This is a genomic window from Streptomyces sp. NPDC047043, assembly GCF_040644055.1.
GTDB lineage: Bacteria > Actinomycetota > Actinomycetes > Streptomycetales > Streptomycetaceae > Streptomyces.
In genome coordinates this window covers 39,746-54,786 of sequence record NZ_JBEYVO010000042.1, presented here as the reverse complement: position 1 = coordinate 54,786, position 15,041 = coordinate 39,746, and the positions used below count along the sequence as shown (strand labels likewise).

At 69.2% G+C, this 15,041-nt stretch carries 15 protein-coding genes; 7 read left to right on the top strand and 8 right to left on the bottom strand.

Annotated features, from left to right (window positions below):
* Positions 1-13: 13 nt before the first annotated feature.
* Together ABZ880_RS46210 and ABZ880_RS46205 are read right to left on the bottom strand one after the other, a co-directional pair.
* A complete protein-coding gene (locus tag ABZ880_RS46210; protein ID WP_361276923.1) occupies positions 14-2,407 on the bottom strand; it encodes a cation-translocating P-type ATPase in 2,394 nt (797 codons plus the stop codon).
* A 95-nt stretch (positions 2,408-2,502) separates the two neighbouring features.
* The gene (locus ABZ880_RS46205; RefSeq protein ID WP_361276921.1) at positions 2,503-2,769 is read right to left on the bottom strand and encodes a DUF2530 domain-containing protein; all 267 of its coding nucleotides are present in this window, start codon (positions 2,767-2,769) and stop codon (positions 2,503-2,505) included.
* 113 nt (positions 2,770-2,882) lie between these two features.
* Between ABZ880_RS46205 and ABZ880_RS46200 the strand changes: the two genes are divergently transcribed.
* On the top strand, positions 2,883-4,334 hold the full coding sequence (locus ABZ880_RS46200; protein WP_361276919.1) for an NCS2 family permease: 1,452 nt from the start codon (positions 2,883-2,885) through the stop codon (positions 4,332-4,334).
* Here the strand turns inward: ABZ880_RS46200 and ABZ880_RS46195 are convergent.
* The gene (locus ABZ880_RS46195) at positions 4,327-4,509 is read right to left on the bottom strand and encodes a ribbon-helix-helix protein, CopG family (protein WP_361276917.1); all 183 of its coding nucleotides are present in this window, start codon (positions 4,507-4,509) and stop codon (positions 4,327-4,329) included. The genes ABZ880_RS46200 and ABZ880_RS46195 overlap by 8 nt on opposite strands.
* Before the next feature lie 152 nt (positions 4,510-4,661).
* Between ABZ880_RS46195 and ABZ880_RS46190 the strand changes: the two genes are divergently transcribed.
* Together ABZ880_RS46190 and ABZ880_RS46185 are read left to right on the top strand one after the other, a co-directional pair.
* On the top strand, positions 4,662-5,099 hold the full coding sequence (locus ABZ880_RS46190; protein ID WP_361276915.1) for a MarR family transcriptional regulator: 438 nt from the start codon (positions 4,662-4,664) through the stop codon (positions 5,097-5,099).
* A 31-nt stretch (positions 5,100-5,130) separates the two neighbouring features.
* Positions 5,131-6,492 (top strand): MFS transporter, encoded by a 1,362-nt coding sequence (locus ABZ880_RS46185; protein ID WP_361276913.1) that lies wholly within the window; start codon positions 5,131-5,133, stop codon positions 6,490-6,492.
* Between the two features lie 22 nt (positions 6,493-6,514).
* Here the strand turns inward: ABZ880_RS46185 and ABZ880_RS46180 are convergent, their stop codons facing one another.
* The gene (locus ABZ880_RS46180) at positions 6,515-7,033 is read right to left on the bottom strand and encodes a GNAT family N-acetyltransferase (RefSeq protein ID WP_361276911.1); all 519 of its coding nucleotides are present in this window, start codon (positions 7,031-7,033) and stop codon (positions 6,515-6,517) included.
* Between the two features lie 26 nt (positions 7,034-7,059).
* On the opposite strand from ABZ880_RS46180, the gene thpR reads away from it, so the two are divergent.
* Positions 7,060-7,632, top strand: coding sequence for an RNA 2',3'-cyclic phosphodiesterase (thpR, locus tag ABZ880_RS46175; protein WP_361276909.1), 573 nt, complete (start codon positions 7,060-7,062; stop codon positions 7,630-7,632).
* Positions 7,633-7,774: 142 nt separating this feature from the next.
* Here thpR and ABZ880_RS46170 read toward each other — a convergent pair whose 3' ends face one another.
* Positions 7,775-8,767 carry an aldo/keto reductase gene (locus ABZ880_RS46170; RefSeq protein ID WP_361276907.1) on the bottom strand — a complete coding sequence of 331 codons (993 nt, stop codon included), beginning with the start codon at positions 8,765-8,767 and terminating at the stop codon, positions 7,775-7,777.
* A gap of 120 nt (positions 8,768-8,887) precedes the next feature.
* Positions 8,888-9,532 (bottom strand): 1,4-alpha-glucan branching protein, encoded by a 645-nt coding sequence (locus ABZ880_RS46165; protein WP_361276905.1) that lies wholly within the window; start codon positions 9,530-9,532, stop codon positions 8,888-8,890.
* 96 nt (positions 9,533-9,628) lie between these two features.
* Between ABZ880_RS46165 and ABZ880_RS46160 the strand changes: the two genes are divergently transcribed.
* A complete protein-coding gene (locus tag ABZ880_RS46160; protein WP_361276903.1) occupies positions 9,629-10,114 on the top strand; it encodes an amidase family protein in 486 nt (161 codons plus the stop codon).
* Between the two features lie 29 nt (positions 10,115-10,143).
* On the opposite strand, the gene ABZ880_RS46155 is transcribed toward ABZ880_RS46160, so the two are convergent.
* On the bottom strand, positions 10,144-10,818 hold the full coding sequence (locus ABZ880_RS46155; RefSeq protein WP_361276901.1) for an SGNH/GDSL hydrolase family protein: 675 nt from the start codon (positions 10,816-10,818) through the stop codon (positions 10,144-10,146).
* 353 nt (positions 10,819-11,171) lie between these two features.
* On the opposite strand from ABZ880_RS46155, the gene ABZ880_RS46150 reads away from it, so the two are divergent.
* Both ABZ880_RS46150 and ABZ880_RS46145 read left to right on the top strand, forming a co-directional pair.
* Positions 11,172-12,146 (top strand): WD40 repeat domain-containing protein, encoded by a 975-nt coding sequence (locus ABZ880_RS46150; protein WP_361276899.1) that lies wholly within the window; start codon positions 11,172-11,174, stop codon positions 12,144-12,146.
* Positions 12,147-12,276: 130 nt separating this feature from the next.
* The gene (locus ABZ880_RS46145) at positions 12,277-13,782 is read left to right on the top strand and encodes a cellulase family glycosylhydrolase (protein ID WP_361276897.1); all 1,506 of its coding nucleotides are present in this window, start codon (positions 12,277-12,279) and stop codon (positions 13,780-13,782) included.
* Between the two features lie 52 nt (positions 13,783-13,834).
* Here ABZ880_RS46145 and serC read toward each other — a convergent pair whose 3' ends face one another.
* Positions 13,835-14,953, bottom strand: coding sequence for a phosphoserine transaminase (gene serC, locus ABZ880_RS46140; RefSeq protein ID WP_361276895.1), 1,119 nt, complete (start codon positions 14,951-14,953; stop codon positions 13,835-13,837).
* Positions 14,954-15,041: the final 88 nt, after the last annotated feature.

The following is a 15,041-nucleotide window of genomic DNA, read 5'->3' as shown; positions in this document are numbered from 1 at the left end:
CCAAAACCAAGCGCTAGGCGGGAACGCGGCGGTCGACCCATTTCCAGATCAACTCCAGGGCGACCGCCGCCACCGCCGAGATGCCGACCGCGATCCACGGCATCGTCACGCCGACCAGTTTCAGTGCGAAGAAGTGCTGCAGCCACGGCACGATCAGTACGAACAGGAACGCCACGCCCATCGAGGCCACCAGGGCGATCCGCCACCAGGTGTAGGGCCGGGCGATGATCGCCAGCACCCACATCGAGATCAGGAACAGCGTCAGCGTCGCCGCACTGGTCTCCGCGTCCAACTGCCCCGGGCCGGTGTAGTAGTGACGGGCCATCAGATACGTCACGAAGGTCGCCACCGCGGCCACCACCCCGCCCGGGATCGAGTACCGCATCACCCGCCGTACGAAGTGGGGTTTGGCGCGTTCCTTGTTGGGCGCCAGGGCGAGGAAGAAGGCCGGGACGCCGATCGTCAGGGTCGACAAGAGCGTCAAGTGCCGTGGCAGGAAGGGGTATTCGACCTGCCAGCACACCACCAGCACCGCCAGCAGCACCGAGTAGACCGTCTTCACCAGGAACAGGGTCGCCACCCGGGTGATGTTGCCGATGACCCGCCGGCCCTCCGCGACCACCGAGGGCAGCGTCGCGAAGCTGTTGTTGAGCAGCACGATCTGCGCGACCGCGCGCGTGGCCTCCGAGCCCGAGCCCATGGACACACCGATGTCGGCGTCCTTCAGGGCCAGTACGTCGTTCACGCCGTCGCCGGTCATCGCGACCGTGTGCCCGCGCGACTGCAGCGCGCCCACCATGTCCCGCTTCTGCTGCGGGGTGACCCGCCCGAACACCGTGCCCTCGTCGAGGGCCTGCGCCATCCCGTCCCGCTCGGCGGGCAGCCGGCGCGCGTCGACGGTCGTCCCGGTCAGGCCCAGCTTCCCGGCCACCGCGCCCACCGAGACCGCGTTGTCGCCGGAGATGACCTTGGCGCGGACGTCCTGCTCGGCGAAGTAGCGCAGGGTGTCGGCCGCGTCGGGCCGCAGCCGCTGTTCGAGCACGACGAGGGCCGTGGGCCTGGCCCCCTTCGCGGGCTCGGGGTCGCCGAGGTCGCGGCCGGCCCGGGCGAGCAGCAGGACGCGCAGGCCCTGTTCGTTGAGCCGCCCGGTCTCCTTGAGAGCGGGGTCGCCGTCGGTGAGCAGCACGTCGGGCGCCCCCAGCAGCCACGTACTGGACTCGCCGTTGCCCTCGCTGAAGGTGGCGCCGCTGTACTTGCGGGCGGAGGAGAAGGGCAGCGCCTCGGTGCAGCGCCAGTCCTCGACGTCCGGGTAGGCGTCGATGATCGCCTGGAGGGAGGCGTTGGGGCGCGGGTCGGACTCGCCCAGGGCGCCCAGCGCCTTGCGTACGTAGGACTCGTCGGCGCCCTGCAGCGGCCTGAGCTCGGTGACGTCCATGCCGCCCTCGGTGAGGGTGCCGGTCTTGTCGAGGCAGACGGTGTCGATGCGGGCGAGGCCCTCGATGGCGGGGAGTTCCTGGACGAGGCACTGTTTCCGGCCAAGCCGGATGACACCTATGGCGAAGGCGACCGAGGTGAGGAGCACCAGCCCCTCCGGGACCATCGGCACGATCCCGCCGACCGTCCGCGCCACCGAGTCCTTGAAGCCGTGCTCCTTGACGACCAGTTGGCTGATGACCAGGCCGATCGCGGTCGGGATCATCATCCAGGTGACGTACTTGAGGATCGTCGAGATACCCGTGCGCAGCTCGGAGTGGACCAGGGTGAAGCGGGAAGCCTCTTCGGCCAGTTGGGCGGCGTAGGCCTCGCGGCCGACCTTGGTCGCCTTGAACGCCCCGCCGCCGGCGACGACGAAGCTGCCCGACATGACCTGGTCCCCGGGCTTCTTGACGACCGGGTCGGCCTCGCCGGTGAGCAGTGACTCGTCGATCTCCAGCCCGTCGGCCTCGACGCACACCCCGTCGACGACGGCCTTGTCCCCCGGCCCGATCTCGATCAGGTCGTCCAGCACGATGTCAGACGTACTGACCGCGGCGGCGGCCCCGTCCCGCCGCACCGTGGGCCGTGCCTCCCCGATCACGGCGAGGGAGTCCAGGGTCTTCTTCGCCCGCCACTCCTGGATGATGCCGATACCGGTGTTGGCGAGGATGACGTAGCCGAAGAGGCTGTCCTGGAACGGCGCTACGGCCAGCATGATCACCCAGAGCACGCCGATGATCGCGTTGAACCGGGTGAAGACGTTCGCCCGGACGATCTCGCCCATCGACCGGCTGCTGCGCACCGGTACGTCGTTGACCTGCCCCCGCGCGACCCGCTCGGCGACCTCGGCCGCGGTCAGCCCGCGCGCCGTCGTCGGGAGGGGTACGGGGTGCACAGGGTCGAGCTCGGCGCCCGCGTCGATGTGCGTCATGCATTCGACGGTACGTGCGGATTTGCGGCTTCACCCGCCGAGTGACCGGAAGATCCGACCTGGGGAGGAGCCGACTCGTGCGGTGGTTGTACGGCCTACTCGACCGACCCCGACTTCAGTGCCGCGTCCCGCTTGATCGCCGCGTCCCGCTTCCGTACGAACCAGACGCCGTACAGCCCCAGCACCCCTCCGGCCAGACAGGTCCACAGCCACCATGTGTGCCCGTGGTCGTCGAACCAGCCGTAGAAGGGCAGCTGCACCAGGAAGAGGACGAACCACAGGATCGTGCCGCCGGTGATGGTGGCGACCACGGGGCCCTCAAGGGGCTCCGGCGCCTCGTGCTTGGGGGTCCACTTCGCCATGAGGGACAGCTTACGAGGCGATCACATCTACGCGCGGAGATAGCGCGGCAGGAATTCATATGTTCATACTGAAACCGTTTGCGCCTGTCCACTTCTGCTCGTAGGAACACCCAATGTCCACCTCGGCCACCGCCAAGGCCCCCGCCCCCCACCAACCGGGGAACGCGCCCGCGACCGGCGCACTCGACCGCTACTTCAAGATCTCCGAGCGCGGCAGCACACTGTCCCGGGAGATCCGCGGCGGCTTCGCCACCTTCTTTGCGATGGCCTACATCATCGTGCTGAACCCGATCATCCTGGGCAGCGCGAAGGACATGTACGGGCATCAGCTCGACAACGGCCAGCTGGTCACCGCGACCGCCGTGACGGCCGCCTTCACCACCCTCCTCATGGGTGTCATCGGCAACGTCCCGATCGCGCTGGCCGCCGGCCTCGGCGTGAACTCGGTCGTGGCGCTCCAGCTCGCGCCCCGGATGTCCTGGCCGGACGCCATGGGCATGGTCGTCCTGGCCGGCTTCGTCGTGATGCTGCTGGTCGCCACCGGACTGCGCGAGCGCGTCATGAACGCCGTGCCCTACAGCCTGCGCAAGGCGATCTCCATCGGTATCGGCCTGTTCATCATGCTGATCGGCCTGGTCGACTCCGGCTTCGTCTCCCGCATCCCGGACGTCGCCCAGACCACCGTCCCGCTCCAGCTCGGCGCCGACGGCCACCTCAACGGCTGGCCGGTCCTGGTCTTCATCCTGGGCGCTCTGCTCACGCTCGCGCTGATCGTCCGCAAGGTCTCCGGCGCGATCCTGATCTCGATCGTCACGATGACGGTCCTCGCGGTGATCATCAACGCCGTCGCGACGATCCCGACCTGGGGTCTTACGACGCCCAAGTGGCCCGGCAACCCGGTCGCCACCCCGGACTTCGGACTGATCGGCCAGGTCAGCCTGTTCGGCGGCTTCTCCAAGGTCGGTGTGCTGACCGGCGTCCTGTTCGTCTTCACCGTGCTGCTGTCGTGCTTCTTCGACGCGATGGGCACGATCATGGGCGTCAGCGACGAGGCCAAGCTGACCAACGCCAAGGGCGAGATGCCCGGCATCAACAAGGTCCTCTTCGTCGACGGCATCGCAGTCGCCGCGGGCGGCGCCAGCTCCTCCTCGGCCACCACCTGCTTCGTGGAGTCCACGGCCGGCGTCGGCGAGGGTGCGCGCACCGGCTTCGCGAACGTCGTCACCGGTGCGCTCTTCGCCGTGGCGCTGTTCCTGACGCCCGTCGCCACGATGGTCCCGTCCCAGGCGGCCACCCCGGCGCTGCTCGCGGTCGGGTTCCTGATCCTGGCCGGCTCGGTCAAGGAGATCGACTGGGCCGACTACACCGTCGCCGTCCCCGCCTTCGTGACGATGGTGATGATGCCGTTCACCTACTCCATCACCAACGGCATCGGCATGGGCTTCATCACCTTCGCGGTGCTGCGCCTGGCCGCCGGACGGGGCCGGGAGGTCCCGGTGGCGATGTACGTCGTCGCGGCGGTCTTCGGCTTCTACTACCTGATGCCTGCGCTCGGTCTCACGTGACGCCGTAGAACTTCTCGGTCTCCTCCACGGCGGACTGGAAGCGCTCGTCGAAGTCATCCCGAATGAGCGTCCGGACGACATAGTCCTGGACGCTCATTCCTCTTTTGGCGGCGTGGTGCCGGAGCCGATCGAGCAGCTCTCCGTCTATCCGCAGGCTGAGCACACTGGTCCCCATACCTACGAGGGTCGCGGCACCCTTCGGCGCGGTGTGTCACGTTCCGCGTCTCGATCACCCATATGAGTGATGTTCCGGTTCAGTGGCCCGGGTCACGGGAATCCCGGCGCATTCCAGCTTGTTTAGCGAGAGTAATGAGTTACGCTAAAGAGATGTCGGACCTCAGCCATGGCGACGACGTTGCCGCCGTGAACTCCCTGCGATCAGCTGTCATGCGGCTGTCCCGTCGGCTCAAGCACCAGCGCGTCGACGAGTCGCTCAGCCCCACCGAGATGTCGGTGCTGGGCACCCTGTCCCTCTGCGGGAAGGCCACCCCGGGCGAACTCGCCCGCAAGGAGCACGTGCAGCCGCCATCGATGACCCGCATCGTCGCACTGCTGGAGGCCAAGGGGCTGGTCCGGCTGGAGCCGCACCCCGAGGACCGGCGCCAGAAGGTCGTCACCAAGACCGAGCAGGCCGAGGCCATGCTCGAGGAGAGCCGCGCCAAGCGGAACGCGTTCCTGGCCAACCTGGTCGAGGGCCTGGACGAGGACGAGTGGGCCAAACTGCGCGCCGCCGCCCCCGTGCTGGAGAAGCTCGCACATCTGTAAGCAGCAGTCTTTCGCAAGGAGGCGAACCCTTTTGAGTACGGGATCCGGAGCAGAATCCGCCCCCGCACCGACCGACCCCGACTCCCCGCCCACTCCCAGAGCCGCTCGCAAGTCCTCGATGTTCAGCTCGCTGAAGGTCCGGAACTACCGGCTCTTCTTCGCCGGCCAGGTCGTCTCCAACATCGGCACCTGGATGCAGCGCATCGCCCAGGACTGGCTGGTCCTCAGCCTCACCGGCTCCGCGACCGCCGTCGGCGTGACGACGGCACTGCAGTTCCTGCCGATGCTGCTCTTCGGTCTCTACGGCGGCGTCCTCGTGGACCGGCTGCCCAAGCGCCGCACGCTGCTGTTCACCCAGTCCTCGATGGCCCTCACCGGCATCGCGCTCGCGGTGCTCACGCTCTCCGGCCACGTCCAGGTCTGGCACGTCTACCTCGTCGCCTTCGCCGTCGGTCTCGCCACGGTCGTCGACAACCCGGCCCGGCAGTCCTTCGTCAGCGAGATGGTCGGCCCGGACCAGCTGCAGAACGCGGTCAGCCTGAACTCCGCGAACTTCCAGTCCGCCCGCCTGGTAGGCCCCGCCGTCGCGGGCCTGATGATCACCGGTGTCGGCACGGGCTGGGCGTTCCTCTTCAACGGCCTGTCCTTCGTCGCGCCCATCGCGGGCCTGCTGCTGATGCGCGCGCGTGAGCTGTACGTCGTCGAGCGCGCGCCGCGCGGCAAAGGCCAGTTGAGGGAGGGACTGCACTACGTCGCCGGACGGCCCGACCTGATCTGGACGATCGTCCTGGTCGGCTTCATCGGCACCTTCGGCTTCAACTTCCCGGTCTATCTCTCGGCCTTCGCGGACGACGTCTTCCACGCGGGCGCCGGCTCCTACAGCCTCTTCAACACGCTGATGGCCGTCGGTTCGCTGGCCGGCGCGCTGCTCGCGGCCCGCCGCGGAACGGCCAGGATGCGGGTGATGATCGGCGCGGCGGCGGCCTTCGGCGCCCTGGAGCTGGTGGCCTCCACCGCCCCCTCGCTCTGGCTGTTCGCCCTGCTCATGGTCCCGATCGGCATGTTCGGCATGACGATCAACGTCACCGCCAACACCAGCATCCAGATGGGCACGGACCCGGCCATGCGCGGCCGGGTCATGGCCCTCTACATGATGGTGTTCCTCGGCGGCTCTCCGGTGGGCGCGCCCATCGCGGGCTGGATCACGGATGCGTACGGCGTCCGGGCCGGCCTCGCGGTCGGCGGCACGATCGCCGCGGCGGCCGCCGTCACCATCGGCCTGATCCTGGCCCGGGTCGGCGGACTGCGCCTGTCGGTCGGCTGGAACCGCGGCCACCCGCACCTCCGGTTCGTGCCGCGGGAGCGGCAGGAGGAGCTGGCCGCGGCGGCGTGACGGCTGTGCCGGCCCGGGGGGATCACACCCGCCGGGCCAGCACCTGCCCCGGCCAGTCGTCGGTGCCGACGTAGGTCTCCGTGCGGGCGAACCCGTTGCTCTCGTAGTAGCGGACGAGCTTGCCGTCGTCGCCGGCGTAGCAGTCGACCCGCAGCAGGGAGATGCCCGCGCGCCTGGTCGTCTCGGCGGCGTGCGCGAGCAGGGCGCTGCCCACGCCGTGGCCCTTGAAGCGGCGGTCGGAGGCGAGCCAGTGGATGTACCGCTCCGGCTCGCCCACCGGGGGAAGGTGGGACAGATAGGCGCCGGGCGCGTCGGTGAGGGTGAGGGTGGCTGCCGGTACACCGTCGGCCTCGGCGATGTACGTGTCTCCCTCGTCCACGTAGCGGGTGACCGACTCGACCGTCCCGGAGCTCTGTGACAGGGGCTTGGCCCCCCACTGTCCGGTCCGCCCCTGCGCGACCAGCCACTGCACGCAGCTGTCGAGCATGCCGAGTATCACGGGAACGTCCTCGGGTCCGCCTTCTCTGATGGTGATCTCCATGCCCTCATGGTGGCAGGGTGGAGCACATGAGACTCTTCGCCGCCGTGCTTCCGCCGGAGGACGTCGCCGCCGAACTCGCCCAGGAAGTGGCCGAGTTGAGGAAACTGCCGGATGCGGACCGACTGCGCTGGACCGGGCGCCCCGGCTGGCACTACACCCTCGCGTTCTACGGAGAGGTCGACGAGGACGTCGTGGCGGAGCTGTCGGTGCGGCTGGAGCGGGCGGCGCGGCGGACCGGGCCGTTCGAGCTGGCGGTGCGCGGTGGGGGCCAGTTCGGGCACGGACGGGCGTTGTGGGCCGGGGCCGAGGGGGATCTGCAGGCGCTGCGGCTGATCGCCGACCGCTCGGAGTCGGCGGCGCGGAAGGCGGGTGTGCCGATGGGGGAGCACCGGCGGTACAAGGCGCATCTGACGGTGGCGCGCAGCCGGGACGCGGTGGATGCGCGGCCGTATGTGGCGGCTCTCGGGGAGTTCACGAGCCGGACGTGGACGGTGTCGGAGCTGGTGCTCGTGCAGAGCAATCTGCCGAGGTCCGGGGTGCCGGGGGAGCAGCCGCGGTACGAGGCGGTCGCTCGTTGGCCGCTCGGTGGGGCCGGTTAGGCTCGAGTACGTGGACCCGAAAACCCGGAACCGGATCATGGCCGGTGTACTTGTGCTGTTGTTCGTGGTGGTGGCGTTGGCGGCGGCGCTCGGAAAGTAACCGACCGCCGCCACCGCCGGGACGCCCCCTGGGCCGTCGGCTCTACCAGGCGAAAGCCTCCGGGGAGGGGCCCGGGCCCGGGAAGATCTCGTCCAGGCCGGACAGGAGCTCGTCGCTCAGCTCCAGCTCGACCGCCCTGATCGCGGACTCGAGCTGTTCGGCCGTGCGCGGGCCGACGATCGGGCCGGTGACGCCGGGGCGGGTGAGGAGCCAGGCCAGGGCGGCCTCGCCGGGCTCGACGCCGTGCTTGTCGAGCAGGTCCTCGTACGCCTGGATCTGGGCGCGGATCGTGGTGTTGGCGAGGGAGTCCGCGGCCCGGCCGCTCGCCCGGCGCCCGCCCTCGACCTCCTTCTTGATCACGCCGCCGAGCAGTCCGCCGTGCAGCGGCGACCAGGGGATGACCCCGAGGCCGTACTCCTCCGCGGCCGGGATGACCTCCATCTCGGCGCGGCGCTCGGCGAGGTTGTAGAGGCACTGCTCGCTGACGAGACCGATGGTCCCGCCGCGACGGGCGGCGATCTCGTTGGCCTGGGCGATCTTGTACCCGGGGAAGTTGGAGGACCCCACGTAAAGGATCTTCCCCTGCTGCACCAGCACGTCGATGGCCTGCCAGATCTCCTCGAAGGGAGTGCGGCGGTCGACGTGGTGGAACTGGTAGACGTCGATGTGGTCGGTCTGCAGCCGCTTCAGGCTGGCGTCGACCGCGCGCCGGATGTTCAGCGCGGAGAGCTTGTCGTGGTTCGGCCAGGCGTCGCCGTCGGCGGCCATGTTGCCGTACACCTTGGTGGCGAGGACGACCTTGTCGCGGTGGGCCGCGCTCTTGGCGAACCAGTTGCCGATGATCTTTTCGGTACGGCCCTTGTTCTCGCCCCAGCCGTACACGTTGGCGGTGTCGAAGAAGTTGATGCCGGCGTCCAGCGCCGCGTCCATGATCCCGTGGCTGGCGGTTTCGTCGGTCTGCGGTCCGAAGTTCATCGTGCCGAGGACCAGTCGGCTGACCTTGAGTCCCGTGCGTCCGAGCTGCGTGTACCTCATGACCACCTAGCCAACGGCGTGGAGTGCGCTCTAGGCAAGGGAGCTTGGGGGTGCGCCGTACGCCGGTTACGGGGATTCCGCCCGCCTCGGCCACCGGAGTCGGTATGGGGGCGTCCGCCTTCAGCTCCCTGAAGGGGCGTGCAGCGTGACGAACACGGCCCGGGCGCGGGTGTCGGCCGTTGCCTGCCAGGCGCCGGTGACGTGGCCGAGTACTTCCTGCGGAGGGAGCGGCGTGGGGTGCAGGACGCGGTGCACGCGCAGCAACTTGCTGTCGGTTGTGTGGAGTTCGGTGCTCTCGGTGGTGTCGGTGGGCGTGGACAGGGGGGTCTCGATCGTTGAGGCGCAGGAGTGGGTGACCTCGTCGTCGGGGGTGTCCGTGATGCTCTGGGCCATGGCCTGGGTCCGGCCCTGGAGCAGGACCAGGAGCTCGGCCAGGAGTACCGGGTCGTGGCAGCCGTCGTAGGCCCAGCGCTTGCCCAGTACGCCGTGCTCCATGGTGCCGATGAGGGCATGTTCCGCGCCGTCGAGCGGGGCGCCGCGGTAGGTGAGCGGGACCAGGTAGGCGGCCGGGGCGGGGCCCGACGCGTCGGTGGCGACCATGAACTCGATGCCGACCTCGCCCTCCGGGTCGTCCAGCCGGAAGCCGCCGGCCTTGGTCAACTCCGGTGTGGCAGGGCCACCTTGGTACCAGGGGCGGGTGGGCAGCCAGGTGGTGAGCAGTTCCACCTTGGTCGGCTTGAGGGTGGTGTGGTGGATGAGGGCCATGGGACCGGATTCTGTCAGCCGGGTCGTGTCCCCGCGGGGGATTTCCGGGCCGTCCTCCGGCTGTCCCCCGGTGCCGTGCGGGGGGTGTCTCCCCTGGTGAACGGGGGGACAGCCGGGGCGAGTTACGGCCGTCGGATCTATAGCGTCGACGTACATGGAGGATACGGAGCGGATTCACACCACCCGCCGCAGCGTGCTCGCGCTCGGCAGCTGGACTTCAGCGAGCGCGAGTACCGGGAGGCGCTGGCCACCAACCACCGGCTCTCGCGCGCCGAGGGCATCGACGCGGTGCTGCGCCGGCACCGCCTGGATGCGTTGGTCATGCCCACCACCGGCCCCCCGGCCAAGATCGACCTGATCCGCGGCGACACTTACGGCGGCGGCGCCTCCACCCCGGCCGCCCTTGCCAGCTCCCCGGCGATCAGCGTGCCCGCGGGCTTCACCTTCGGCCTCCCGGTCGGCCTGACGTTCATGGGTACGGCATGGAGCGAGCCGACCCTGCTGCGGCTGGCGTACGCCTACGAGCGCGCGAGCCGGGTGCGCCGACCGCCGACGTACCGGCCGCCGGACGTGGGTTTCTGAGGAGACCTTGTTCGGCGGGCCCTCGAGGGTCACTCCCCGTACGGCTCGCCCACGTCCCACGCCTGGTGCATCGCGTCCGCGTAGGCCGCCGCGATCTTGTGCTCGCCGCTCGCGTTCGGGTGCGTGCCGTCGTAGGTGTCGAGGTGGATGTCGTACGAGGGCGGAGGTGACGCAAGGAGCAGGGGCGAGCGAGGTTCGTCCAGGTCTGCCACCGCCTTGGCCAACAGTTCGTTGAAGCGGGTCACTTGGGCCGCGAAGGGGGTGTCGTCGGCGGCGCGGACGTTCGGGATCACCGGCAGTACGACCATGCGGATGCGTGAGTTGGCCGACCGCGCCTCCGCCACGAAGCGGCGCGCGTTCTCCGCCGTCTGCTCCGCGTTCGTGTAGAAGCCCAGGTCGATCAGGCCCAGCGAGACCAGCAGGACGTCCGCCCGGTGTGCGCGCACCGCCTCGCCGATCAGCGGCGCCATGTGCAGCCAGCCCTCGCCCCAGCCGGCCAGGTGGGCGCGGAAGAAGTCGGGGTCGGCGTACTCGTACGACGTGGGTGAGTCCGTCGCCTTGTCGTACAGCGCCTCGCGCGGGCCGACGAGCGCGAACGGGCCGCCGTACGTCTCGCGCAGGTGCTCCCACATCCGGTAGCGCCACGTGTGTTCGCCGGCGCTGCCGATGGTCATGGAGTCGCCGACGGGCATGAACCTGAGCATCCGCTCATGATGGACGACCACTACCGGCCGGTAGGAGGGGAGTCGTCCACGGGTGCTGTGAGCATCACCACGTCGTCGGGTCTTCGGGGTGCTTTATTCGTACATTTGCTGCTGTTCCTGCCCGTGCCGATGAGCTGAACCGGGCGATCGAGCCTCTGATGTCCCGGAGGCTGATGGTCTGGTCGGCACGTGAGAACGCGGGCAGCGGGCGACCGTCACAACGACCGCCCGGCCACGTCACAGCAGCCGCGTGGAAATGATGGGCGGCTGTTACCTCCCCCCGTGCGCAGTTGTACCGGGCCTGTGACCGGTCGCGTCGGCTTTCGTGCGGAGCCAATGGCAGGCTTGGGGGCATGCGCCGACCGTTCGCCGTTCTCGCCGGGATCCTGCTCATGGGTGCCTTCGCCGTGCCCGCCTCCGCCGCCGGCGGCGACGAGGGCTTCACGATCAAGGACCCGCGGATCACCGAGTCCAGCGGGCTCGCCGCTTCCCATCTCCACCCCGGCATCTACTGGACCCACAACGACAGCAACGACGGCCCGTACATCTACGCCGTCGACAGCAGCACGGGAAAGACCGTCGCCCGCATCACGCTGAGCGGCGTCGGCTCGCCCCGCGACGTCGAGGCCATCTCCATCGGCCCCGACAACCAGATCTACGTCGGAGACATCGGCGACAACCTCGGCGGCAAGTGGCCCTACGTCTGGATCTACCAACTGCCCGAGCCGAAGAAGCTCGTCGACCAGACGATCCGGGCCACGCAGTACGTCGTGAAGTACTCGGACGGGGCCCGCAACGCCGAGTCGCTGATCGTCGATCCGAAGACCGGGCGCGCGTACATCATCGACAAGAACGAGGACGGCGGGCATCTCTACGAGGGCCCCGCCAGGCTCTCGGCGACAGGGGCGAACATCTTCAAGCCCGTCGCCGCCGTCGACCTCTGGGCCACCGACGCTGCCATCTCCCCGGACGACAAACAGCTCGCCGTGCGCGGCTACTTCGGCGGGATCTACTACGACTGGAACGGCGGCAAGATCAAGCGCAAGGGGCGCCTCAACGTCCCCTTGCAGGGGCAGGGCGAGTCCGTCACCTACTCCGCCGACGGGACCAGGCTCATGTACGGCAGCGAGGGCGGCGACAGCACCGTGCAGCCGGAGAGCGTGCCCGGAGGGGGCGGTGACTCCAATTCGCCTTCCGCGGGCGGGAGTTCGGCGGCTTCGGGTGACGGGGGTACCGGCTCGGGCGGCAACCTCAAGGTCGGCGCGCTCGCCGTCGCCGTGGCGGCAGCGGCGGTGTTCGGCTTCCGGCTGCTGCGGCGGCGCGGCTAGCCGCCTGCCGCTCCCTCGCCGCTGCATCTATTGACGGGGTCATGTCGCATCTGTTTCCTGGGTGGTGCGTGGTGTGGTGGGAGCGCTCCCACTCGTTCCGGGCCCGCGCCTCCCGAGAGGAAGCAGCGACATGTTCCGCAGCCTGCGAAGAGCGCTGTGCGCTGTTGCCGCGGCGCTTCTGTTACCGCTGGCGGGTGTCCACACGGCGCACGCCGCCGATGCCGCCGGCGCCGGTTACTGGCACACCGGCGGCCGTCAGATCCTGGACGCGGCCGGGCAGCCGGTCCGCATCGCCGGCATCAACTGGTTCGGCTTCGAGACCGGCAACCACGTCGTCCACGGCCTGTGGTCCCGCGACTACAAGTCCATGATCGACCAGATGAAGTCGCTCGGCTACAACACCATCCGGCTGCCCTACAGCGACGACATCTTCAAGTCCTCGACCGTCCCCAACAGCATCGACTTCAGCAGCGGCAAGAACGCCGACCTGCAGGGTCTGGGCTCCCTCCAGATCATGGACAAGCTGGTGGCCTACGCCGGTCAGGACGGCCTCAAGGTCATCCTGGACCGGCACCGCCCAGACGCGGGCGGCCAGTCGGCGCTCTGGTACACCTCCGCCGTCCCCGAGTCGACCTGGATCGCCGACCTCAAGGCGCTGGCGGCCCGCTACAAGGGCCAGGACACGGTCGTAGGCATCGATCTCCACAACGAGCCGCACGATCCCGCCTGTTGGGGCTGCGGCGACACGGCGACCGACTGGCGGCTGGCCGCGCAGCGGGCCGGGAACGCGGTGCTCTCCGTCAACCCGGACCTGCTGATCTTCGTGGAGGGCGTGCAGACGTACAACGGTGTGTCCGGGTGGTGGGGCGGCAACCTGATGGGCGTGGCCCAGTACCCGGTGCAGCTGGATGTCGCGGGCCGGGTCGTGTACTCCGCCCACGACTACGCGACCAGCGTGGCCCAGCAGCCCTGGTTCAGCGATCCGTCCTTCCCCGACAACATGCCGGGCGTCTGGGACAAGTACTGGGGTTACATCTTCAAGCAGAACATCGCGCCGGTGTGGGTGGGCGAGTTCGGTACGACGCTGGCCTCGACCGTGGACCAGAAGTGGCTGGCGGCGCTGGTGAGTTATCTGCGCCCCACCTCGACGTACGGCGCGGACTCCTTCCACTGGACCTTCTGGTCCTGGAACCCCAACTCCGGTGACACCGGCGGGATCCTGAAGGACGACTGGACGACCGTGGACTCCGTGAAGGACGGCTATCTGGCGAGCGTCAAGGCGCCGTTGTTTCCGGGTACGGGCGGGGGGAGCGGTGGTGGCGGTGGCGGGAGTACCGCTTCCTGCTCGGCCGCCTACACCGTCACCAGCGACTGGGGGAGCGGGTTCAACGCCGACGTGAAGGTGACCAACTCGGGCAGTACGGCGATCAGTTCGTGGAAGGTGACCTGGGCCTGGAGCGGTTCGCAGCAGGTCACGTCCATGTGGAACGCGTCGTACACCCAGAGCGGGGCGACCGTGACGGCGGCGAACGCCTCGCACAACGGGGCGATCGCGGCGGGTGGTTCGGCGAGCTTCGGGTTCGGGGGTGCGCCCGGCGGTGCGGGAGTGCCGAGCGTGAGCTGCACCGCGGCATGAGAAAGGGCGCCCGGTGGTCGCCGGGCGCCCTTCACCGTCCTACCGGACAGGACTACAGCTTCTCGATCACGTAGTCGATGCACTTCGTCAGCGCCTCGACGTCCGCCGGGTCGATCGCCGGGAACATCGCGACGCGCAGCTGGTTGCGGCCGAGCTTGCGGTACGGCTCGGTGTCGACGATGCCGTTGGCGCGCAGGACCTTGGCGACGGCGGCCGCGTCGACCTCGTCGGTGAAGTCGATGGTGCCGATGACCTGGGAGCGCTTGGCCGGGTCGGCGACGAAGGGGTTCGCGTACTTGATGTCCTCGGCCCAGCCGTAGAGCGTGCGCGAGGACGTCGCCGTGCGGCGGACGGACCAGTCGAGGCCGCCCTGGCCGTTGAGCCACTCCAGCTGCTGGTTCAGCAGGAAGAGGGTGGCGAGGGCCGGGGTGTTGTACGTCTGGTTCTTGCGGGAGTTGTCGATCGCCGTCGGCAGGCTGAAGAACTCCGGGACGTGGCGGCCGGACGCGTGGATGCGCTCGGCGCGCTCGATCGCGGCCGGGGAGAAGACGCCGATCCACAGGCCGCCGTCGGAGGCGAAGGACTTCTGCGGGGCGAAGTAGTAGACGTCGGTCTCGGCGATGTCGACCGGGAGGCCGCCGGCGCCGGACGTGGCGTCGACCAGGACCAGCGCGCCCTCGTCGGCGTCGGCCACGCGCTTGATGGGCATGGCGACACCGGTCGAGGTCTCGTTGTGCGTGAAGGCGTATACGTCCACGCCCGCCTCGGCCTCGGCCTGCGGGTGCGTGCCGGGGTCGCTGGCGATGACGGTGGGCTCGGCCAGCCAGGGGGCCAGCTTGGACGCCTTCGCGAACTTCGAGCTGAACTCACCGAAGCTGAGGTGCTGCGACTTGTTCTCGATCAGGCCGTGGGTCGCGACGTCCCAGAACGCCGTGGAGCCGCCGTTGCCGAGGATGACCTCGTAGCCCTCGGGGAGGGAGAACAGCTCGGAGATGCCCTCGCGCACCTTGCCGACCAGGTTCTTGACCGGGGCCTGGCGGTGGGAGGTGCCGAGGAGGGAGGTTCCGGTGGCGGCCAGCGCGTCCAGCGCTTCCGTCCGCACCTTGGAGGGGCCCGCGCCGAAACGTCCGTCGGCGGGCTTGATGTCAGCGGGAATCTGGATCTCAGCCACGCTGTGAGATTAGCCGGTGGGGGAAACGTGGGTGAAACGTAGTCCGTCGGGTGAGACGCGTGTCTCGGTGGTTGTCTGCTGAATTACT

Coding starts and splice junctions, on each gene's coding strand:
- ABZ880_RS46210 (WP_361276923.1), bottom strand. CDS start 2,407: ATGACGCACATCGACGCGGGCGCCGAGCTCGACCCTGTGCACCCCGTA.
- ABZ880_RS46205 (WP_361276921.1), bottom strand. CDS start 2,769: ATGGCGAAGTGGACCCCCAAGCACGAGGCGCCGGAGCCCCTTGAGGGC.
- ABZ880_RS46200 (WP_361276919.1), top strand. CDS start 2,883: ATGTCCACCTCGGCCACCGCCAAGGCCCCCGCCCCCCACCAACCGGGG.
- ABZ880_RS46195 (WP_361276917.1), bottom strand. CDS start 4,509: ATGGGGACCAGTGTGCTCAGCCTGCGGATAGACGGAGAGCTGCTCGAT.
- ABZ880_RS46190 (WP_361276915.1), top strand. CDS start 4,662: ATGTCGGACCTCAGCCATGGCGACGACGTTGCCGCCGTGAACTCCCTG.
- ABZ880_RS46180 (WP_361276911.1), bottom strand. CDS start 7,033: ATGGAGATCACCATCAGAGAAGGCGGACCCGAGGACGTTCCCGTGATA.
- thpR (WP_361276909.1), top strand. CDS start 7,060: ATGAGACTCTTCGCCGCCGTGCTTCCGCCGGAGGACGTCGCCGCCGAA.
- ABZ880_RS46170 (WP_361276907.1), bottom strand. CDS start 8,767: ATGAGGTACACGCAGCTCGGACGCACGGGACTCAAGGTCAGCCGACTG.
- ABZ880_RS46165 (WP_361276905.1), bottom strand. CDS start 9,532: ATGGCCCTCATCCACCACACCACCCTCAAGCCGACCAAGGTGGAACTG.
- ABZ880_RS46155 (WP_361276901.1), bottom strand. CDS start 10,818: ATGCTCAGGTTCATGCCCGTCGGCGACTCCATGACCATCGGCAGCGCC.
- ABZ880_RS46150 (WP_361276899.1), top strand. CDS start 11,172: ATGCGCCGACCGTTCGCCGTTCTCGCCGGGATCCTGCTCATGGGTGCC.
- ABZ880_RS46145 (WP_361276897.1), top strand. CDS start 12,277: ATGTTCCGCAGCCTGCGAAGAGCGCTGTGCGCTGTTGCCGCGGCGCTT.